Below are 20812 nucleotides of genomic sequence, written 5' to 3' on the forward strand. Positions count from 1 at the left end.
TTTTCTTTCCTCTTGCTTCTTGCCTCTTGCCTCTTGCTTCCAACTTCTAAACAAAACTCCTCAAATAAACCAAAGCATCACTTTCATTTGTAAAAATCTGCGTGGGAACAGAAGGCTTACTTATTTGTAAATAAAAAGTACCAATGGTCAATAATACTTTTTCATGCACAATAAGTCCTACCGCGGTTGTTAATATAGAACCCGAATGTGCTAAATAATCTCTTCCAGCTTTATCAGCAGAAACAACGCCTCGAATATCACATAAAACAGGATACGACCGTTCATCTTGAAAATGAATCCGATCCGTTACAACACGTTGGGCTACTTTAAGATCAATGGCGATATTGGACTTATAGGTAAAAAAGAGAACACCGTCGGCAATCCAAAACTGCGCAAAGTCATTCTCATAAAAATCATGGGCTGCAATCATGTTTTAAGAGTTTAGGGGGTAGTTATTTAACAAAAATAGAAACATTTGTACATACAATGGTTGTTAATTTGGGATTATTTGTTGCCAATTGAGGTTTCTGTTGTCAATTCGGGAATTTAACTTGTCTTTTTGGGAGTATTCAGTAATAACATGAAAATACTTTCAAATTTTATAATGACTTTTAAATTCCCTAAACAAAATAACCTCTAAAAAAAACCAAGAAATGGCAAAAATCAAACACAACAACTTCATCGATACCGTAGATGAAGTTTTATCTGGAGCAAAGAACGAAGGCGTTTTACACCTCTATGCAGAAGACAAAATACTAACAGGGAGAACAATCCAAATCAAAGGAAAAGAAATGTTTCATTTCGGAACCACTGGCTATCTAGGATTAGAACAGGATGACCGACTCAAAGAAGCAGCAATCCAGGCGATACGAGATTACGGTACGCAATTTCCGCTATCAAAATCCTATATTTCACATCCGCTATACCATGAACTAGAAACTAAACTCGAACAAATGTATGGCATTCCTCCTATCATAACCAAGAACAGCACACTAGGACATTTAGCAGTAATTCCAACACTAATCAGAGATGAAGATGCCGTAATCATGGATCATCAAGTGCATTGGAGTGTTCAAAATGCCTGTCAACTTTTAAAACTGAGAGGAATTCCTGTGGAGATGATTCGACACAGTAATCTCAACATGTTAGAAGATAAAATCAAACAGCTCAGTAGTAAATGTAACAAAATATGGTACATGGCAGACGGTGTATATTCTATGTTTGGCGATTACGCCCCAATTCCAGAATTATTTGCTCTAGCGGAGAAATACAAACAACTTCACTTCTATTTCGATGATGTACACGGTATGAGTTGGAAAGGAAAAAACGGAACAGGGTTCATATTTGACGCCATAAAAGAGCTACCTGAAAACTGTGTCGTGGTAAGTACATTAAGCAAAACCTTCGGTGCGAGCGGAGCAACCGTGTTTTGTAAAAATCAAAAATTAAGAGACAAAATTAAAAACTTTGGTGGACCATTAACCTTTTCAGCACAATTAGAGCCAGCCTCAGTAGCAGCAGCAATTGCATCAGCAAACATTCACTTATCGTCTGAAATTGAAGTAAAACAAAATGACTTAGCGGATAAAATTGCCTATTTCAATAAATTGCTATCAAATGGAAATTTACCTATCATTTCAAAAAATGAGTCTCCTGTTTTCTTTCTCGGAATGGGATCACCAATCACAGCCTACAACTTTTCACACCGTCTTTTCAACGAAGGCTTTTTTTTAAATCTAGGGATTTATCCAGCAGTTCCTATAAAGAATACCGGCATCAGAATTACATTATCAAGCCACAATCGCAGGGAAGACATCAAAGCTTTGGCGGAAGCAATAGAATACCATTTTCCAAAAGCGCTAGAAGAAACCAACAACAGCGAAAGTAAAATCAGACAGGCTTTTGGATTAGAATTCAAAAAAGCAGAAACCGCTAAAATAATTCAAAATCAAAACCTTTTTATAGAGGAGAAAACTACCATCCAGGACATCGATAAATCAGAATGGAATAATTTCATGGGAAAACAAAACATTTTCAATTACGAAGGAATGATGTATTTAGAAAAAACCTTCAGCAAACATAAAGAAGTAACCAACCAATGCGATTTTTACTATTACACCATTAAAGACAATAACGGCGAAGTAATACTAATGACTTTTTTCACGCACGGACTATGGAAAGACGACATGCTGGCAACAGAATCAGTTTCGGTACAACTAGAAGAAATAAGAAAAACAAATCCATTGTATCTCACTTCAAAAGTGTTGAGCATGGGTTGTTTATTCACGGAAGGAAGCCATTACTTTATCAATGAAGAACATCCTGCCCTAGAAAAAGCTTGGAAATTACTGTTAAACAACATAGAAGAAAAATACAATGATTTAAAAGCAGAAATGCTAGTTTTAAGAGATTTCGAAGAAGAAAACATTTGGAACAAAACAATACAAGACCAAGGATATTTCAAAATGAACATGCCAGAATCGTGTGTTGTACAAAACAAAAACTGGAACACAAACGAAGAGTTTGCAAATGGTTTGTCGCCCAGATCTCGCAAACATTTCAATAAAGAAATTCTTCCTTATGAGAACAGTTACGAAGTCATAATTAAAGATAGATTAAGTGAAACAGAAATAGCAAGAGCATACCAGCTTTACAACAATGTAAAAGAGAACAATTACGCAATAAATACATTCAGATACACAATCGAGATTTTTGAAAACATGAACAATAGTCCTAATTGGGAATTCATTTTAGTCGCATTGAAAACCGATACCGAAAACCCATTTACCGGAGTCATGTTTTGCTACAAAAATGATAAAAACGCTTATGTCCCGGAATTGATTGGGATGGATTACAAATGGGCCAAAGAATTCCAATTATACCGTCAGTTATTATTTCAAACCATAAAAAGAGCCAACACACTAAACATTCCAAAAATAGATTTTGGAGTATCGGCATCGTTTGAAAAAAGAAAATTAGGAGCCACAGCAATTCCCAAAGTGGCCTACATACAAACCAGAGACAATTATGCAATGGAAGTCATGAGTACGTTACAAAACGAATACAAATCCATCAAAAAATAATCGACACCTATTGATAACTAATACTATAAACGATGTTAAAAAAGACGATAGATACATTTAATACTATTTGTAACGAAATTCTCGAATCAAACGAAACAACGCTCAGCAAAGCAGGAAGCGGTATAACAGTATGTAATAAGACACTAACCGAATTAAAAGATATAGTCGATAAAAAAGATTTCAATACCATTCCCGAAGAGATTGATTTTTTCAAGAATGTCAAACCTATACCAATGAGTTTGCTAATATATTTTACTGAAGTCCGTTCTTGTGAATTAAGAATGCCTAAAGCGGGTAACTCGTATAAAGTGCAATTCTTTCAAAAAGAATTACGCAAAATCAACAAGTTCTTTTACAAAAACGCCGATTTCGTTCATTACATGGAACAAGGCTACAACTACCTCGACCACCAATTCTTCACCAGAAACCACCGAGATAATTTCCCATTCACACCAATGACAGATTACTACCAGTTCCCAGAATTTACAACTTCACAAGACATGCTGTGGGCAAAAGTAAAAGCAATGTACCGTTTCATTCATTACATCCGACAAGAACTTAAAAAACTCAAAGTAAATGATTCGGATATCTTTGACGAAAAGAAACACAAAGTACTAGTCTGGACTGGTCCTAAAACAGCTTTAACCGAATTGATTTATGCGCTATTCTCAAATGGCGCAATCAATCACGGTGCAGCAGATATAAACATGATCACCTCTTCCTTTGAAGATTTTTTCAATATCAAATTAGACAACATCTATAAAACCTACACTGAAATCAAAGCACGAAAAAGTAGTAAAACCAAATTCCTAGAAGAATTAACCCTAAACCTACAGCAAAAAATGTCCAGAGAAGATCTTTAATTCCAACACAATCATGTAAACCTTACCGTCATTTCACCGCTACCGTCACTTCGAGTGTTTTCAATCAATAACGCGCCAGCTTTATGGATTGAAAATGACCCGAGGCTTTTGCCGAACAGAGCGCAGCTAATCGAGAACTTAAAACACGAATATGTAATAACGAAAATAATTAGTAATAACTTAATTTGGCATTAGAACTTATCAACGTTACTTTACTAATACCGTCACTTCGAGTGTTTTCAAACAATAACGCGCCAGCTTTATTGATTGAAAATGACCCGAGGCTTTTGCCGAACAGAGCGCAGCTAATCGAGAACTTATAATACGAAAACTTGACTAAGTAACCCAACAGCGTACAAACCTTATGTGGAATCAAACCTTTTCAACGTCAATCAACTACTACCGTCACTTCGAGTGTTTTCAAACAATAACGCGCCAGCTTTATGGATTGAAAATGACCCGAGGCTTTTGCCAAATTGAGCGCAGCTAATCGAGAACTTTAAATACGTAAACGTGACTAGCAAAACCATCTTTTAACTATTACCGTCATTTCACCGCTACCGTCACTTCGAGTGTTTTAAATCAATAACGCGCCAGCTTTATAGATTGAAAATTTATCGAGAACTTAAAACACGAATACGTAATAACGAAAATAATTAGTAATAACTTAATTTGGCATTAGAACTTATCAACGTTACTTTACTAATACCGTCACTTCGAGTGTTTTCAAACAATAACGCGCCAGCTTTATGGATTGAAAATAACCCGAGGCCTTTGCCGAACAGAGCACAGCTAATCGAGAACTTTAAATACGTAAACGTGACAAGCAAAACCATCTCTTAACTATTACCGTCATTTCACTAATACCGTCAGTTCGAGTGTTTTCGATCAATAACGCGCCAGCTTTATGGATTGAAAATTCATCGAGAACTTAAAACACGAATACGTAACTACGAAAGCGACCAGCAGCAAAACCTCATTAAAATCGAGATTTTACTATTTTTTTTTAGTCGTAATTAAAATTATAATAAACATTAACCATCATATTTAAACTACAAATAAATCGCATCTTTTACAACCACCATTTTTCAAGCAAAATCAAGTCATTCAAAATTAATACTGTTAAATTTTCACGGTACTACGAAAGCCATTGGGATAAAAACCAACAAAGGATAAGGAAATTTGTCAAATAATAACAATTTAACCTAATCCAAAACAAACACTATGACAGTAGCAATCGTAACAAAAGAAGACCTTCAAGAATTCAAAACAGACCTTTTAAATGACATTAAAAAATTACTACAATCAGGAGAAACAACCTACAACAAAAAATGGCTAAAATCCAAAGAAGTAATTGAGCTTTTAAAAATCTCTCCAGGAACATTACAAACATTAAGAATCAACGGAACCCTAACCTACACCAAAATAGGCGGCACCTTCTACTACGAAAACACAGACATCGAAAAACTTCTAAAAGCAAATAAAGTAGCAGCCACACCAACACTATTCAAATAAGGTCATTTAAAGGTACGAACCAATAATTCCTAATTCTCAATTCTTAATTCCTAATTGAAAATGAACTACATAAAACACCTTACAGGTTTCTTCGAAAGAGTGGCGATAGACAAAACACTCAATCCAACACACATAAGTTTATACATAGCCTTATTCCAATTCTGGAACTGCAACCGATTCAAAAATCCAATAAGCATTTCTCGTGATGAAATAATGAGAATAAGCAAAATAAGTTCCAAAGCTACCTACCATAAGTGCCTCAAAAACTTACACGCATTAGGCTACATAAAATACGAACCATCATTCAATCCATTCAAAGGAAGTCACGTGTACCTATTCAATTTCGCAGATGATTTAAAGCCAATACCAAAAAGCGAAAAAACAACATTACCAAAAAATGAACCCATCATTAGCCTAGTTACAGAACTAGTAGTAGACAAGTCTTATACTAGCAATGAAACAAGTAGTGAACAAGCACTAGTACCTTATATAAACAATAAAAACATACCAAACAATTCAAACGATTTAAAGATTGTAAACTTGGACGAGCAAGCAAAAAAAATTGAAGAAAATGATTTCAATTTTAAAATTGAGAATTCTAAAGAAGAAAAAAGTTCCGTAAAAAAAGAAGAAAAAGAAATGCCGGAACCAGAATTGGATAAAAGAACCGAATCAACTTCTCCGGCATTCGCCGACTACAATGCGGAGCACACTGAAACAAGTCGGCAAAAAAGTTTCGCAAAAAAAGAAAAAGAAGAAATGCCGGACGCAGCATTGGAAAAAAGAACCGAATCACATTCGCCGGCATTCGCCGACTACAATACGGAGCACACTAAAAACAGTCGGCTAAAAAGTTTCGCCAAAAAAGAAGAAAAAGAAATGCTGGAACCAGAATTGGATAAAAGAACAGAATCATCTTCTCTGGCATTCGCCAACTACAATGCGGAGCACACTGAAACAAGTCGGCAAAAAAGTTCCGCAAAAAAAGAAAAAGACATAACCAACGATTTTGTCATACCGAGCGCAGTCGATGTATCTCAATTGAAAAATGAAAAACCAACAATCGAAAATGTCAAATCCTATTTCCAAGAAAACAAATTCCCAGAACTGGAAGCCCAAAAATTTTTCAATTATTTCTCCAGTGTAGGTTGGTTAGTCGGAGGAAAAACACCAATGGTAGATTGGCAAGCTGCAGCTCAAAACTGGATTCTAAACAGTATAAATTTCAATCACAACACCGACACAATTCCAACATACCGCCCAAAACAACTCAACACAACAACCAAAAAAAACTATGCAGAACCATTGTAATAAATGATATGTAAAACTGAGCCCAGTCGAAGTGCTTTTATATTTAAAAATCCTTACAAATCCGCTAAATCCGTTTCATCCACGTTCCAAAATTCGCTTAAGCGAAAACTATGAAAATCTATCAAAAGCGAAGCGCCTGGACAAACAGCTAAAATCTATGTTTCTATGTGTTTAAAAAATCCGCACAAATCCGCTAAATCAGTTTCATCCGCGTCCCAAAATTCGCTTAAGCGAAAACTATGAAAATCTATCCAAAGATAAGCGCCTAGACAAACAGCTAAAATCTATGTTTCTATGTGTTTAAAAAATCCGCACAAATCCGCTAAATCAGTTTCATCCGCGTCCCATTAATCGCGTCAGCGAACAAAAAATCATCCTAATGAATGAAAATTTAAAATCAAATTACAGCTACCCTGACATAGCCAACTGGATAGAAAAAAAAGGTATCGAACTATACGGAAATCATTTCAAAATCCTTGAAACCGATTACCCAATAATCTACAAACTAATCGCCTATTTCCTCAAAGACGAACCAACATGTTTCCAATATGGCATAAATCTCGATAAGGGCATATTATTAACCGGACCAATAGGCTGCGGCAAAACCTCACTAATGAACATCATGAAATACCTCACTCCTACCGAACACAAATTTTACGTAAAACCATGCAGAGACATAAGCTTCGAATTCATACAAGACGGTTACCAAATCATACACAAATACAGCAAAGGAAAACTGTACGAAGCAGCGCCAAAAACAATCTGTTTCGACGATTTAGGTACAGAAAACAACCTAAAATACTATGGAAACGAATGCAACGTAATGGCAGAAATACTTCTAAGCCGTTACGATATTTTCATATCAAAAAAAATCCAAACCCACATAACCACAAACCTCTCTGCAAGCGAGATTGAAACCCATTATGGCAATCGTGTTCGCTCTCGACTAAGAGAATTATGCAATTTAATTGCCTATGACGGGCAAGTAATAGACAAACGAAGATAAATTGCAAATACTAAAAATAAAAAAATCTGTAAAAATCCGCGTTGCAAAGCATCCGTTTCATCCGCGTCCCAAAATTCGCTTCAGCGAAAACTATTAAAACCTATCCAAAGCGAAGCGCCTTAATAAGCAACTAAATCCTATGCTTCTATGTGTTTAAAAAAAACCAAAATTCCAATTAATCAAAATAATCCGCTTCCAAAAACAAAAAACAAAATGAAAACAATAACCAACTTCTGGAACCACTTCCAACATAACAACTTCGTTTTCCTACTCCTAAACGAAATACCACAAGACGAACTAAAAACCCATTTCGACAACCTACTAGAGATCCTGCACCAGTACAACGAGGATCTTGATATCATAATCAAAAACAAAAAAAACAAAGCCGAATTAATCATAACAGCAAACGGAAATCCATACTTATTCAAAGAAGTGGAATTAGTAGTCCATTATGCGCCAACAGTAAAGCATTGGAAAATTACAGCCTTCCTCCAACCAGAAAGCGACATAACCAAATACGAAAACGGCACCGACAAACCACTAGAATATTACGGCATAACTTTACGAATAAGCGAAATGTATTTCATTCCATTAGAAAACCCAAACAAACCAACCGATTTAGGAATTAGAGTGCTACTGAAAAACTACATCGTACACAAAGACAATCCACGACTTAGAGAAGCAGTTTATACCCATATCGAACACTTAATCGGTGAAAAATCTTTTGCAAATGATATTGCGTTTATCGAAATTGGACAATTGCAAGGAGAAGATGAAAACCAAATCGATTTATATAATCTAAAATCATTTATTGATATTTATTTAGAAAATTAAGTTTTGGTAAATAAAATCATTTATTGCCAAAACTTAACAAATATTCTGTTCGCAAAACACTACACAATCAGTAGTAAATCGCAAATGAAATATTTTATAATAAATAGATGTATTTCAAAATAATAAACTAGTTTTTGAATAATAAACCAAATAAGTTTATTGTCATATTTTGTTGTTTATCATCAAATACTTATCGCACCTCGCAATATGAAATATGTGACCAAATTATTTACCAAATTTGGGACAAAAAAAGCAACTAAAACTATAGATAAAGAAATAGTAGATAAAATAGATGGTAATAGTATAAATAAAAATAAAGTTAGAAATGTTTGTTATTATGAACAAAAAAACTAATTTTGTTCATAGTAATGAACATTAGTAAAATGAGTAGAAAAAAACAAACCATATTTCCTAAGCATCTAATACTATTAGAACAGATGGGAGAAAATATAAAGTTAGCTAGAAAAAGAAGAAAATTAACAGCTATACAAGTAGCTGAAAGAGCAGATATTGTTAGAACTACTTTATATCAAATAGAAAAAGGAAATCCAAGTGTGGCAATTGGTGCTTATTTTAATGTATTAAGAGTTTTAGGTCTTCAAGATGATTTTCTAAAACTAGCAGCAGATGATGAATTAGGAAGAAAATTACAAGACCTTGAACTTCTAAAGTAACTATAAAATATAAATGATACGTCAGTTCGAGTGATTTTTGCGCAATGCTATGGAGCGAAAATTACATCTAGAATAATCCAAAAGTCTAAAAATATAACCATCCAGAATGTCCACAAAAATCGATATATACGTTTACGCTCATTGGAAAGGAATGCCAGAACCTAAAATAATTGGCACGCTCTCAGCACACTTTGCAAAAGCAAAAAAAGCATTTAGCTTTGAGTATAGTGACGATTGGTTAAAAAGCGAACAAAAGTTCCTGTTAGATCCAGATATTCAATTATACAAAGGAACTCAATTCCCAAACAACAAAGAAAATTTTGGAGTATTCTTAGACAGCATGCCCGATACTTGGGGACGTACTTTAATGAAAAGAAGAAACGCACAACAAGCCAATGCGAAAAATGAAAAAGCGCCAACTCTATATGATATAGATTATTTATTAGGCGTTTATGATGAAAGCCGAATGGGAGCATTACGATTTAAAACAGAGCTTGAAGGACCTTTCCTAGACAATAATAACGAAGCTCCTACTCCTCCATGGTCGTCAATTCGTGAATTACAACAAGCGGCCAATACTTTTGAAAATGACGAAAATAATGATGACATAAAAAAATGGTTGGCAATTTTAATGGCACCAGGTTCATCATTAGGTGGTGCAAGACCGAAAGCCAATATTTTAGATGAAAATAAAGAACTTTGGATTGCAAAATTTCCTTCCAAAAACGATACCACAGACAAAGCCGCCTGGGAATATTTAGTTTACCTATTAGCTTGCGATGCAGGGATTACCATGGCACCATGCAAAATGGATAAAATTTCAGGCAATTACAATACATTTTTTACCAAACGCTTCGACCGTGAAAACGGGGAAAGAATTCACTTTGCATCTGCAATGACAATGACAGCAAACAACGAAGACACCATTCGCGACAATCCAGCCAGTTATTTAGATTTAGCAGAATTCATAAGCAATTATGGCGCAAACATTGAAGAAAACCTACACCAACTATGGAGAAGAATAGTATTTAATATTGCTATATCCAACACAGACGACCATTTGCGAAACCATGGATTTATTTTAACTAAAGAGGGTTGGATTTTATCTCCTGCCTATGACCTCAACCCATCAATTGATAAAGACGGTTTAGCATTAAACATCGATATGGATAATAATGCTTTAGATTTTGAAGTAGCGAAAAGTGTAGGTGATTTTTTTAGACTAGATAACGATCAAATGAGCAGTATAATAAATGAGGTGCTAAAAAGCGTAAGCCAATGGAAAAAAAGAGCCTCTGAAATTGGAATCGCAAGAAGCGAACAAGAAATAATGGAGAAAGCATTTAAATAGTAAAATTAATTATTCGAAGTTTAAGAAAAAGTATGAAAAAAGGAGGAGATTTAGAAATATTAGCTATTGAATTTTTAGAATTGATTTTTAGGGAATTAAAATACACAGTTGTACGCAAAAGAATCCAAGTTTCAGGTTCTCAAGATGGGTATGATAATGCAATTGAAATAATTGATAATAAATATTTAAGTAAAGTAATTTATAGTGAATGTAAAGATTATACAACAGAATTAAATTATACTGATGCAATAATTAAATTACCTCAAATCGCTACAACACATAAAAATGTAGATTTAGTACTTTTCATATCTCCAAAACGTAATTTTACAAATATTTTTGAAGAAACTAGAAACAAACCTTTTTTAGAAAGTCTTGCAAACAATAATTTTAAAGTTGCTTTTTTAAGTCCCGAAACAGAAATTCACAAATATTTTTCTCTTTACCCTGAAATCTACAAAAAAGCATATTTAAAAGATGCTCCAGTCATTGATAGCAATGACAGAAAAGATATACTAAACCAATTTGATAAATATATTTTTTCAAACAAAAACTTACAGAAAATAGTTATTGATGAACTAGATAAAGAAAAATATATTGGCAATATTGATGTTGACAAGTTTCATATTAAAAGATCTGTAAGAGAAAATCAAAAAAGAGAATATGAATTTTACTTTCCAATTTCATATAAAAAAACAGTTCTTTCGGTAATGAAACCTAATAATTTTGGCATTATTCTATTAGGCAATCCAGGTTTTGGAAAAACTTCTGAATTAAAAAGACTTGCAGTAAAATTATGGAATGTTAGGGATAGAATAAATATCATACCTACTTTTAAAATTCTTAAAAACTTTACAGTAACATCTAGAATTGAAGATTTTTTACCAATTAACTTTAAGGTAATTCCTAATCAAATAATAATTTTTGATGGAATTGATGAAATTGAAAACATCATTGATTTTAGTAATAAGTTAAGGCTTTTTACAACTGATAATGCAGAAATTTTTGAAAATAATCAATTCAAATTTATACTGAGTTGTAGAACTAACATTTACAACAAATACATCAAAGAGATTAGTAACTTCGATACCTATTTTTTAAATGAAATTAGTGTTTCTAAAGGTTTACAGTTTCTTAAAAATAAATTTGATTTGAATTTATACGATAATAAAACATTTGATACTTATAAAAATAGAGATATACTAGAAAATCCATTTTATTTAGAGTTAATAGGGAATTATTTTATTAAGAATAATCAAATTTTAACTAACAAAGCAATACTTATTCAAGAGTTTGTAAATTCTCGATTGAATCATGATAAACTAAATAAATTTAGCAATGATATAGACTTTGATAAAGATGGCATTATTAGTTATACTCAAAAAATTGCATTTGCTTTAGAATCAATGCAAAAACCTTTTTTGACAGCTTCAGAAATTAAAAGAGTGGCAAATGTTGATGAAATAAGTTTGGCAAAAAATTCATTTTTGGAAGAGAATTTATCAGAAAATTGGAGTTTTGTACTTAAAAATATTCAAGAATACTTTGTTGCGAAAATAGTATCCGAATTAAGTTTTGATGAAATTGTAAAATTACTTAGAATTGACGATAACATAAATAAAGTTCATCCTACATGGTATAATGTTGTAAGCTTTATGTTGAACCTTATTTCTGATGAAACGATATATAATCCTTTAATCAATTGGCTTTTATCAAATGATTACGAAATACTTTTTAATGCAGATTCAGATAGAATTACAGATGAAATAAAATCTAAAGTTCTGATTAGTTTGTTTACAAAAAATTGCATTGAAGACAATTTATGGATTAACGATGCTAAAGGCATTGCTTCATTTAGTGAATGTAATTCAAACATAGAATATTTAATCTCTAATATGAAAGATACAAAAATTCATAGAAGAGCTAGAATGTCAGCAATAAAGCTTCTTTCTTACATGAATGTTCCAGAAATGTTTTTCGAGGAATTAAAAATAAATATTATTAATATAATTAAAGAAAGTGACGATGATGATGTAAATTATGTTTACTTAATTCAGGATGCAATAATGCTCTCTAAAAGTTTAAACATTAATAGTAACATAATATTCTTTAATAAGATTATTGAATTGCTTTATGAAAGAGACGATAAAGAAATAATTAGTTCAATAATATATTCAGTTCCTATTCAATCAGTAATTGAAAATATTAATTATTTCTTAGAGATATTAGAAAAATCAATTGGAAATAAAAAATGGAAAACTATATCAAAATACAATTCAATAACCTCAACCAAAGACAATATTTTTAATTTATTTACAAAAATAAACGATGGTAATATATTATTATTGATATACGAATTTTCTATTGAGAATCAAAAAAATTACCAATTCAAAGAAAGCATAATAAAAGAATTTCTATCACATATAAACGATTTTTTTAAGAATAAACCTGAGTTTCATAACAAATTAATAAAGTTAATATCCGATGCAGTAATAAATGACAAAGCTAATTACTATGAAGATAAGTTGCTTTTAGAAGTTGCAAAATCATGTGGAATTGAGAAACAACTTTTTGATATAATAATTGAATCGATAATTGGTAATTCTGATCGAAAACATTTTTTAGCCGAAATTACAACTCATTACGAATTTGATATAATCCTTAGAAAATATGTTAATGGAATTTTAAATGAGGATTTTTTGCAGCAATTTAGAAATGTATTAAGCCATAGAAATTATTTGTTAAGTAAAGTTTTTGAAGAATATATAGAATCTAACTCTAAATATATTTTTAAAGACAAATTTAGTCAAGACGAAAGAGACGACAGAAATACATTTTGGAGTGAAAGAGATCAGAGAAACTTTGATATTTTATTTGATAAAAAAGAAATTACAAATCAAATTACTATGCTTTATGAATATTTAAATAAAAATGATTTAAGCTTTGACGATATTGATAAGTTTTACCATAGGTACTATGATGATTTTGAATTGCAAAAAAAAGTAACTGAAAATGCAAAACATCTTTTATATGAAATATTAAGAGATAATTATCCAAAAGGAAAAAAACTCAACAAAAATGATGTGTACAATGAAATAGTAAATTCAAATCTCAATATAATTTTTGATATAGTTAATAATCTACCCAAAGAAGAAAAGGGAAAAAAAATCGAAATATCAGATACTCAAAAAGATTTTATTAAAAATTGGTGTGAAGAAAACACTACTTTGGCGAAAGAATATTATAATAATCACTTATCAATTAATGAAACCTATGATTATGATAAGTTTTATTTATTTGAAGCAATCTATATATTTCAGAAGCATTTTAAATTTAATCTTGAAGAAGAATTACTTTTAGACATGTTGTGGTTCAACACCATTGAACAAGGGATAACTACAGATTATTTAGATGGTATTGTAAATATAGAAAATATAAATAATCGCATTTTAAATAATCTTATTAATAATAAGCTTAGTCCTTCAAGTTTTTGTAATCATATAAAATATTGCATAGAAAATAATATTAGCATTGATTACTTGAATTTAGATTTAAAGTCTAAAATTTATCTTTTTTTAGATAATGGTAATTACTATTATGCAGGAGAAATAATCGAGAATTTTTATAGTAATGATATTTCAACTCTAAAAGAATTTTTAAGTTATTCTTCACCAACTAATGATGAAACCTATAGATTTCTATATAATTGTATCTTTCAGTTAATAACTAAACAAAATCAAAATGTAATTATTATTGATTTCATATTAAACAAACATTCTGAATTAATAACAAATAGTATATTCACAGAAAAAGAAATTGTACGAAAACTAATTAACTTAAATTATGAATTGGGTTTTGATGGATATTATACAATTATAAAAAATCAAATAGATAAAAATTTAAATGGCGAATTTGAATTTAGAAATGATGATTGGAAAAATTTTACAAACTCAAAAGCAATTCACACATTAGTCAAAACTTTTGAATTATGTCTTTCACTCAAAAATTTAGAAGATTTATTTGGTAGTCATTATTCTCCATTGAGAATATCGTATGAAGCTATAATTAACATATGTAAATCCAATGATGAAATAATATGTTCTCAAACTATAGATTTAATAAACAAATTTGAAGTTAATGAACTTAAAGCTCTAAATATCGATTTGTTTTATTTAAATAAACTAAAAAATGATGTTCAAGAAATATATTACAATCATAAATCAAAACCATATAAAATAAATGAAGTTCTAAAAATATTAGATACCAACAAGTATTTATTTATTAACTAAGAATTAAATTAAACAAATTTATTTTAATGATTTTGAAGCATAAAATATGGAAAGTATGAATGAAAATTATTTTAAGGTATTTAAGTCTGCTAATGACCACTACAGATGGGAAAAACAAAAAGACTATGCTTTAATAGCTGATGGACTTAATAAAAACATTAGAAAAAAATATTATGAGTCATTAGTTATATTAGAAAAAATTCTAGGTAGAAGCTTCCTAAAATCTTCACATCGGAATAATCCCATGAGACAAATGGTTATTGAAAAAACGGAATTTAGGATATTTGAAATTATTGAATTTGCAGAGACACTAAAAGTGTTAGAAACATCTGATATTAATTTTTCTGAACTGCAAAAAAAATTACTACTGAGAGACAAATCTAGACAAGAAGGTATTCCATTTGTTGAGATTGCTCAAAATTATATCAAAGAAAATTTTATAGTAAGTTTTCCAGTAGAGAATAATATAGATAAATCACCTGATATTAGAGTTATCAATCCTAATAATAATGAAACCGTTTATATAGAAGTGTCATCATTGAATGAGAATGAGGAAAGAATTCTCATTAGAGAGAATCATTATTTTTTTCATGAAAACTTTCATTATTTACCGCCTCAAAACTCATTTATAGGAAAACAAAAAATAATAGTAAAAAAATCTGAATACACTGAAATAAGTAAAATAATTGCCAAAGCAAAAGAAAGAGTACATCTTTATGGGCAAATTGTTTATTATTCAGACAAACGTTTCAATTTTTTAATTGCACCAATGAAGTATAGAAATGAATTAATTGAAATCTCTAAAAAATATTTTTTGGATATAGACAAAATTGAAGGTCTTGCAATACACTTCAATTTAACAAATCAAATAATTAGTAAAATAAAGAAAGAAGCTGATCAAATACCCATACACTTCAATGGTCTTCTTTATTTTCCAGTTAGTCCATTATATTTTATGACTACCGATATTAATCAAATCATAGAACGATTAGAAAATTACATTACAAATTTTAAAAGTATAATAGGGAATGTAATATTTTCCAAAATTATTGACAACAATAAAGAAATACAAGTTAACATGGGAAAGCATATCTACAGAAGAAAAATAATTAAGAATCTTAGTTGTGAATCGCTATACATAAATAATAAAAATGCTGAAATTTCTATCTCAAATGAAACCCTTAGTAAAATTTATAATACATTTTAATTTTTAAAATTTTTTATTTTACAAATTATCTCATTCACCTGCACAAAATCCTTATTTAGTCCAAGTATTCCTAACCTTAGATATTTGTTTGCTTCATTTCACTAATTATGTTTCTAATAACGAGAACATTCTTATTAATTCGGTGCTAAAATTAAGTTTTATATTTCAGTACCTACTCCTTTCCTACCCTACAAAAAAATTACTGTCACAGTTTTTGTACCAAAAACGCGTACACTTCGTGACTTGCGCCAGTAATTTTTTTTACCCAAGCTGTGTTACATAATTGAGTATTATTATTCATTTTCACACCTTTCTTCCTATTCAAATATAGGATGAACTAATAATATCAATTATGTAAAACAGCCATCCAAACCCGGACGATTGCCAGTGGCTCTAGGACAACTTTTTTTATTGCTTCCTCGCGCCAGCCTGCAATAAAAAAGACCATCCTTCGCCACTGGCTTTAACAACGTTCTCCATTCCATCAGCAACTTTACGGTTATACCTTCTTTCAAGAACTTCTACGGTTACTGTTTTTAGCAACTCTGCGTTTAAATTGGTAAGTGTTTGCATTGCTTTTGTAAATAGAAAAATGGCTTTAATGTATTGTGGATTTAACTATGGTAAAAGCCATTTTTCTATCCACAAAACCAAAAGAACCCAGCAAGAGTATCTTGTTTTATTTGCCAGTACTTCAAAATATAGTGATTTCCCATCGGCTCAATGCCAAGCGGTTTCAGTTGTTCATTTACTTTATCATTCTAATCAATCTTTTAAAAGAAAGATTGGGCATCAAGTCGATAGAAAATCAATCAGAAAATACAAGGTCAGCAAATAAAACAAGATACACTTGCCTGCGTTACTGCCGCATCCCACTAGGTAAGTAGTTGCATTGTTTTTTGAAGATGCTTCCCATTTCCATAAGAAGCATACTGCTACCTAAAACTCAATTTGTCAACTGACTAAAAAGCATCCTCAAAAAACAACCAAGGAAAGAGTATGAATTTTTAAAACAGAAAAATAATTGGAATAGTATGTTATCTCTTTTTTCTGTTTTAAAAATTCATACCCTTTCCGAAGAACATCTTCTATTCCATCAACATTTTAAATCTGTCTTCAACAGAAACTTATCGGATTAAAAGAAAAGAAAATAAAAAAATAAAAGAAAGTAAAGTTAAGTTCCAGTTTCAAGAAAAGCAAGTTCAAGCCCTTCGGGTTTTAGAAAAAATCTCCACCCATATCGTTACGAGTGACTTAATCCTTTGCTTTTTACAACCCTATTTCCGTCGATGTATCAGGTAGTATTTTTTCTAAAAAACTTGCTTTTCTTGAAACCTCCACTTGAGGTACGACTTTCTTTTTTTTCTTTTTTTCTTTTGAAAAAAATTATGTGCGCAGAGCGTAGCGAGGCACACCTATATTCATCAGAAACCTAGCAGGAAATTGAAGAAAAGCTAATCTTTAATCTAACGCCATGATGAATTTTATCGTAAAAACCCACCAAAAAGAAACTATTTACAACAAACCTCATTTATTCATACTTAACAAAGGAATGAATAGCGGAAAGCCGCAAAATGAGCCATTCACAAACAGTTTTGTAGTAATCTTTGATAACAAAGAAGATTGTGAAAACATTTATTGGATTGCATACAGCTTATGGAAATCAAAATTTTGGCACCAACATCTGGTTGGTTCAGTCATTTCATTTTTACGTCTGCCAGATTTCAAAAAAGAGTTCTTCCCAAAGTCGAAATTACTAATGGAAGAATACGAAGCCCATGTAAAGCATGTTGCAGCTTTAAAACTTTTAGAACTTAAAGAAAAGCAATTTCACGAAAATATCAATTTAATCAACGATATGCGAAGAGTTATTGTGCATCGTTACAGCAATAGATAATTCATTTATTAATCCTAAATATCAATTCTATGACACTCTTTATTCTCTACCAAACAGACAATTGGAAAACCAAAACATCACGGATATTCTTTGGTGTTTTCGATTGCAGAACCAAAGCAATGGACTGTGCAAAATACCAAAATTTGCAAACGCCAAGTTCAAAAATAGTAATTGAAGAAGTGAAATTAAACCAATGTGAAGAACATTAAAAATCAATAGAATGGAACAAACTAAAGACCTATTTAAAGAGGCTATTACTGCCTATTTGCAAGAAATAGCACAAAATGATAAACTGTTTGCAATAACATTCAGTAAGCCATATAAAAACATAGACGACTGCGCTATATATATTTTGAACGAAGTAAAAAAAACAGGCAGACAAGGCTTTGCAGATGATGAGATTTACAATATGGCAATGCACTATTATGATGAAGACAGCATCCAAATAGGCAAACCATTAAACGCAAAAATAATAGTAAACAAAGCTCTTGCAGCTCCACCACAAAAAGTAAAAGAGCAGGTGAAAACTTCATCTAAGAATCCAGATGTAAATCAAACCTCACTATTTAATTTGTAAAGCTATGAAGCCAAAATCAGCACTTGAATGTAAAATAGTAGCCTTGAGCATTGCCTTACCTCCTATTACTCAACAACAGAACAATGCAGCATTTTCCAAATGCTTTAATAAGTATGCAGTGCAATCAAGGAAAAGTATTTTCTGCCTAGAATGTGGACATACCTGGAAAGTAATTGATAATAAAAAGCACATCAAGGTTACTTGTGTTAATTGTTCTAAAAAATTAATTGTTTCACACAACTACCGAAATGGACTAACTCAAACAGATTACTACCAAATAATTACTACTGTTGACAAGTTTCAACTCATCAGAATGATTTGCATCACTAAGTCCATGAGAAAAAATAAAGAATGTTCTTTTTGGGCTCACGAGGTAATGCAAATTTTTATAGATGAAAATGGTAAAACTAGAAGTTTGTCAAAAAATGTAATGGGATTATCGCAGTATTATGATCAATGGATTGTAAGCAGCGAATTATCGCTGAAACAAAATGACAATAACAGTAGATTTTATCTTAGTCCAAGCTATATAATTCCCAATAAAAAAATCCTTCCAATCATTAGAAGAAATGGATTTAAAAGGAGTTTTCATGGCATTGCACCTCAAGTCTTATTTCGAGCAGTATTAACCGATAGCATAGCAGAAACACTATTGAAAAGTAATCAGATTGATTTGCTTTACTATCACATCAGAAACACTAGTATTAAAAGCAATGGAATGTCTTGGAGAGCCATAAAAATCTGCATCAGAAACAACTTTGTTATTAAAGATGCAAAGCTTTGGATGGACTATATAGATTTGCTTCACTATTTTGGGAGAGATACAAGAAATCCAAAATACATTTGTCCAATGGACCTTGCAAAAGCTCACGATAAACTTGTAGATAAAAAACAAGAAGAAATCATTAAAAATACTTTCGAAGAAAAGAAAAAGCAAATCACCAATAATCAAAGGAAGTATTTTGAAGCTAAAAAGCACTTCTTCGGGTTGGTATTTTCAGAAAAAAATATTTCAATAAATGTAATTGAAACTATAACGGAATTTTTGGAAGAAGGATGCATTCACAAGCACTGTGTTTTCACAAATGAATATTACAAAAAAGATAACTCATTAATATTCTCTGCTAAAGTGAATGGAATCCATGCAGAAACTATTCAAATTTCTCTCGAAAATTTAGAAATACTTCAAGCAAGAGGAATTGGGAATAAAGCAACAAAATACAACAAGCAAATTATAAACCTTGTTAGCAAAAACCTCCACCACATAAGAGCTAGGATGAAAACAGCTTGTTAAAATTGTAAAAAATAAAAAAAAGCCAGGTCTTACGACTTGGCTTTCAATTTGTTTAACCCAAAGGTCACCACAACAAAGGCTAAACATTATTTTTTGTGCTTCTTGCTAAAGTATTTTAATACTACCGAAATTGAGAAACTGACTACGGCACCTATTGTTGCCAATGCAACTGTCTTTAATATATCTTCAGAATTCAAGTTGGGTACAATACTCAAAAATGTACCTCCAGCAGTTCCAACCAAAGTTGGATTAATCGGATGGTGCATCATTTTCTTTTGCTAACTGACTAACAGCAGAAACAACGCCACCTGCAACAGCCAAATAACCTCCAACAGAAGTTACTATAACAGGCAGTGTAACTGGTGCTGCTATAATAGCACCACCAACAGCTGCTAACGCCAAACCAATATTTCGAAGCACTTTAAAGAATTTCGGTGTGGGCGCTTTCACTCTACTTACAATTTTTTTCATAATCTTTTTTTAAGATTGAACAACTAACACAACACTTTCCTTTTTATCGGAAGCTTTATAAACCAAGTATTTCAACTTTGTAAAAGCTTTTCGAGACATTAAACCTAAACCAGGTCCAGAAATTTTTGTTACGGGAGCAATACAACCATTCAACTCTTTCAAAGCATTATTGGCTGGATGAAACAAAATCAAACTTCTATTTTGTACATTAAAAACTTCCAAATGCCATTTGAATTTATGACTGTAGCGTTTTCCTATAAAATACTTCCCTTCCGGAATGCAGGAAACCTTCGTTTCGTTCATCTTCCAAGGCAATTCAATTGTATTACAAATTAATTTGCCATCGCATTCGAGTTTACCATTTGTTCCTTCAGGGAAATAAGTTCTAGTTAAAAATAAAATCATCTTTTAACCTTTCTTGTCAGACTGAGCTTGTCGAAGTC

Annotated in this window: 19 protein-coding genes; 14 read left to right on the forward strand and 5 right to left on the reverse strand. The window is 31.4% G+C overall.

Annotated features, from left to right (window positions below; all coding sequences use genetic code 11):
- Positions 1–46: 46 nt before the first annotated feature.
- Complete coding sequence (locus ACZ098_RS12255) at positions 47–430, reverse strand: DUF7793 family protein (protein WP_487312035.1); 384 nt, start codon at positions 428–430, stop codon at positions 47–49.
- A 223-nt stretch (positions 431–653) separates the two neighbouring features.
- On the opposite strand from ACZ098_RS12255, the gene ACZ098_RS12260 reads away from it, so the two are divergent.
- From ACZ098_RS12260 to ACZ098_RS12305, 10 genes are all read left to right on the forward strand, one after another.
- Complete coding sequence (locus ACZ098_RS12260; protein WP_487312036.1) at positions 654–3083, forward strand: aminotransferase class I/II-fold pyridoxal phosphate-dependent enzyme; 2430 nt, start codon at positions 654–656, stop codon at positions 3081–3083.
- Between the two features lie 32 nt (positions 3084–3115).
- Positions 3116–3946, forward strand: coding sequence for an RteC domain-containing protein (locus ACZ098_RS12265; RefSeq protein ID WP_487312037.1), 831 nt, complete (start codon positions 3116–3118; stop codon positions 3944–3946).
- Between the two features lie 1224 nt (positions 3947–5170).
- On the forward strand, positions 5171–5461 hold the full coding sequence (locus ACZ098_RS12270) for a helix-turn-helix domain-containing protein (RefSeq protein ID WP_487312038.1): 291 nt from the start codon (positions 5171–5173) through the stop codon (positions 5459–5461).
- Positions 5462–5521: 60 nt separating this feature from the next.
- A complete protein-coding gene (locus ACZ098_RS12275; protein ID WP_487312039.1) occupies positions 5522–6772 on the forward strand; it encodes a hypothetical protein in 1251 nt (416 codons plus the stop codon).
- Positions 6773–7151: 379 nt separating this feature from the next.
- Complete coding sequence (locus ACZ098_RS12280) at positions 7152–7778, forward strand: ATP-binding protein (protein WP_487312040.1); 627 nt, start codon at positions 7152–7154, stop codon at positions 7776–7778.
- Positions 7779–7991: 213 nt separating this feature from the next.
- Complete coding sequence (locus ACZ098_RS12285) at positions 7992–8612, forward strand: hypothetical protein (protein ID WP_487312041.1); 621 nt, start codon at positions 7992–7994, stop codon at positions 8610–8612.
- 383 nt (positions 8613–8995) lie between these two features.
- A complete protein-coding gene (locus tag ACZ098_RS12290; protein ID WP_487312042.1) occupies positions 8996–9286 on the forward strand; it encodes a helix-turn-helix domain-containing protein in 291 nt (96 codons plus the stop codon).
- Between the two features lie 106 nt (positions 9287–9392).
- The gene (locus ACZ098_RS12295; protein WP_487312043.1) at positions 9393–10637 is read left to right on the forward strand and encodes a type II toxin-antitoxin system HipA family toxin; all 1245 of its coding nucleotides are present in this window, start codon (positions 9393–9395) and stop codon (positions 10635–10637) included.
- Positions 10638–10669: 32 nt separating this feature from the next.
- Complete coding sequence (locus ACZ098_RS12300; RefSeq protein WP_487312044.1) at positions 10670–14923, forward strand: NACHT domain-containing protein; 4254 nt, start codon at positions 10670–10672, stop codon at positions 14921–14923.
- Between the two features lie 55 nt (positions 14924–14978).
- On the forward strand, positions 14979–16130 hold the full coding sequence (locus ACZ098_RS12305) for a hypothetical protein (RefSeq protein WP_487312045.1): 1152 nt from the start codon (positions 14979–14981) through the stop codon (positions 16128–16130).
- A 408-nt stretch (positions 16131–16538) separates the two neighbouring features.
- Here ACZ098_RS12305 and ACZ098_RS12310 read toward each other — a convergent pair whose 3' ends face one another.
- Positions 16539–16703: a hypothetical protein gene (locus tag ACZ098_RS12310; protein ID WP_487312046.1), complete on the reverse strand. Its 165-nt coding sequence runs from the start codon at positions 16701–16703 to the stop codon at positions 16539–16541.
- 901 nt (positions 16704–17604) lie between these two features.
- Here ACZ098_RS12310 and ACZ098_RS12315 point away from each other — a divergent pair.
- The 4 genes from ACZ098_RS12315 to ACZ098_RS12330 are packed head-to-tail and all read left to right on the forward strand — an operon-like array spanning position 17605 to position 19898.
- Positions 17605–18027, forward strand: coding sequence for a DUF6943 family protein (locus ACZ098_RS12315; RefSeq protein WP_487312047.1), 423 nt, complete (start codon positions 17605–17607; stop codon positions 18025–18027).
- Positions 18028–18056: 29 nt separating this feature from the next.
- Positions 18057–18236 (forward strand): hypothetical protein, encoded by a 180-nt coding sequence (locus ACZ098_RS12320; RefSeq protein ID WP_487312048.1) that lies wholly within the window; start codon positions 18057–18059, stop codon positions 18234–18236.
- An 11-nt stretch (positions 18237–18247) separates the two neighbouring features.
- On the forward strand, positions 18248–18604 hold the full coding sequence (locus ACZ098_RS12325) for a PcfK-like family protein (protein ID WP_487312049.1): 357 nt from the start codon (positions 18248–18250) through the stop codon (positions 18602–18604).
- Between the two features lie 4 nt (positions 18605–18608).
- On the forward strand, positions 18609–19898 hold the full coding sequence (locus tag ACZ098_RS12330; protein WP_487312050.1) for a PcfJ domain-containing protein: 1290 nt from the start codon (positions 18609–18611) through the stop codon (positions 19896–19898).
- An 86-nt stretch (positions 19899–19984) separates the two neighbouring features.
- Here ACZ098_RS12330 and ACZ098_RS12335 read toward each other — a convergent pair whose 3' ends face one another.
- Genes ACZ098_RS12335 through ACZ098_RS12345 form a run of 3 tightly spaced genes read right to left on the reverse strand, consistent with a single transcriptional unit; the run spans position 19985 to position 20774 of the window.
- Entirely contained in the window at positions 19985–20167 is a 183-nt protein-coding gene (locus ACZ098_RS12335; RefSeq protein WP_487312051.1) for a hypothetical protein, read from the reverse strand.
- Positions 20148–20369 (reverse strand): hypothetical protein, encoded by a 222-nt coding sequence (locus ACZ098_RS12340; protein WP_487312052.1) that lies wholly within the window; start codon positions 20367–20369, stop codon positions 20148–20150. Before ACZ098_RS12340 ends, ACZ098_RS12335 begins: the two co-directional genes overlap by 20 nt.
- Positions 20370–20378: 9 nt before the next feature.
- A complete protein-coding gene (locus ACZ098_RS12345; RefSeq protein WP_487312053.1) occupies positions 20379–20774 on the reverse strand; it encodes a DUF5675 family protein in 396 nt (131 codons plus the stop codon).
- Positions 20775–20812: the final 38 nt, after the last annotated feature.

Source organism: Flavobacterium sp. SP2 (assembly GCF_057626655.1).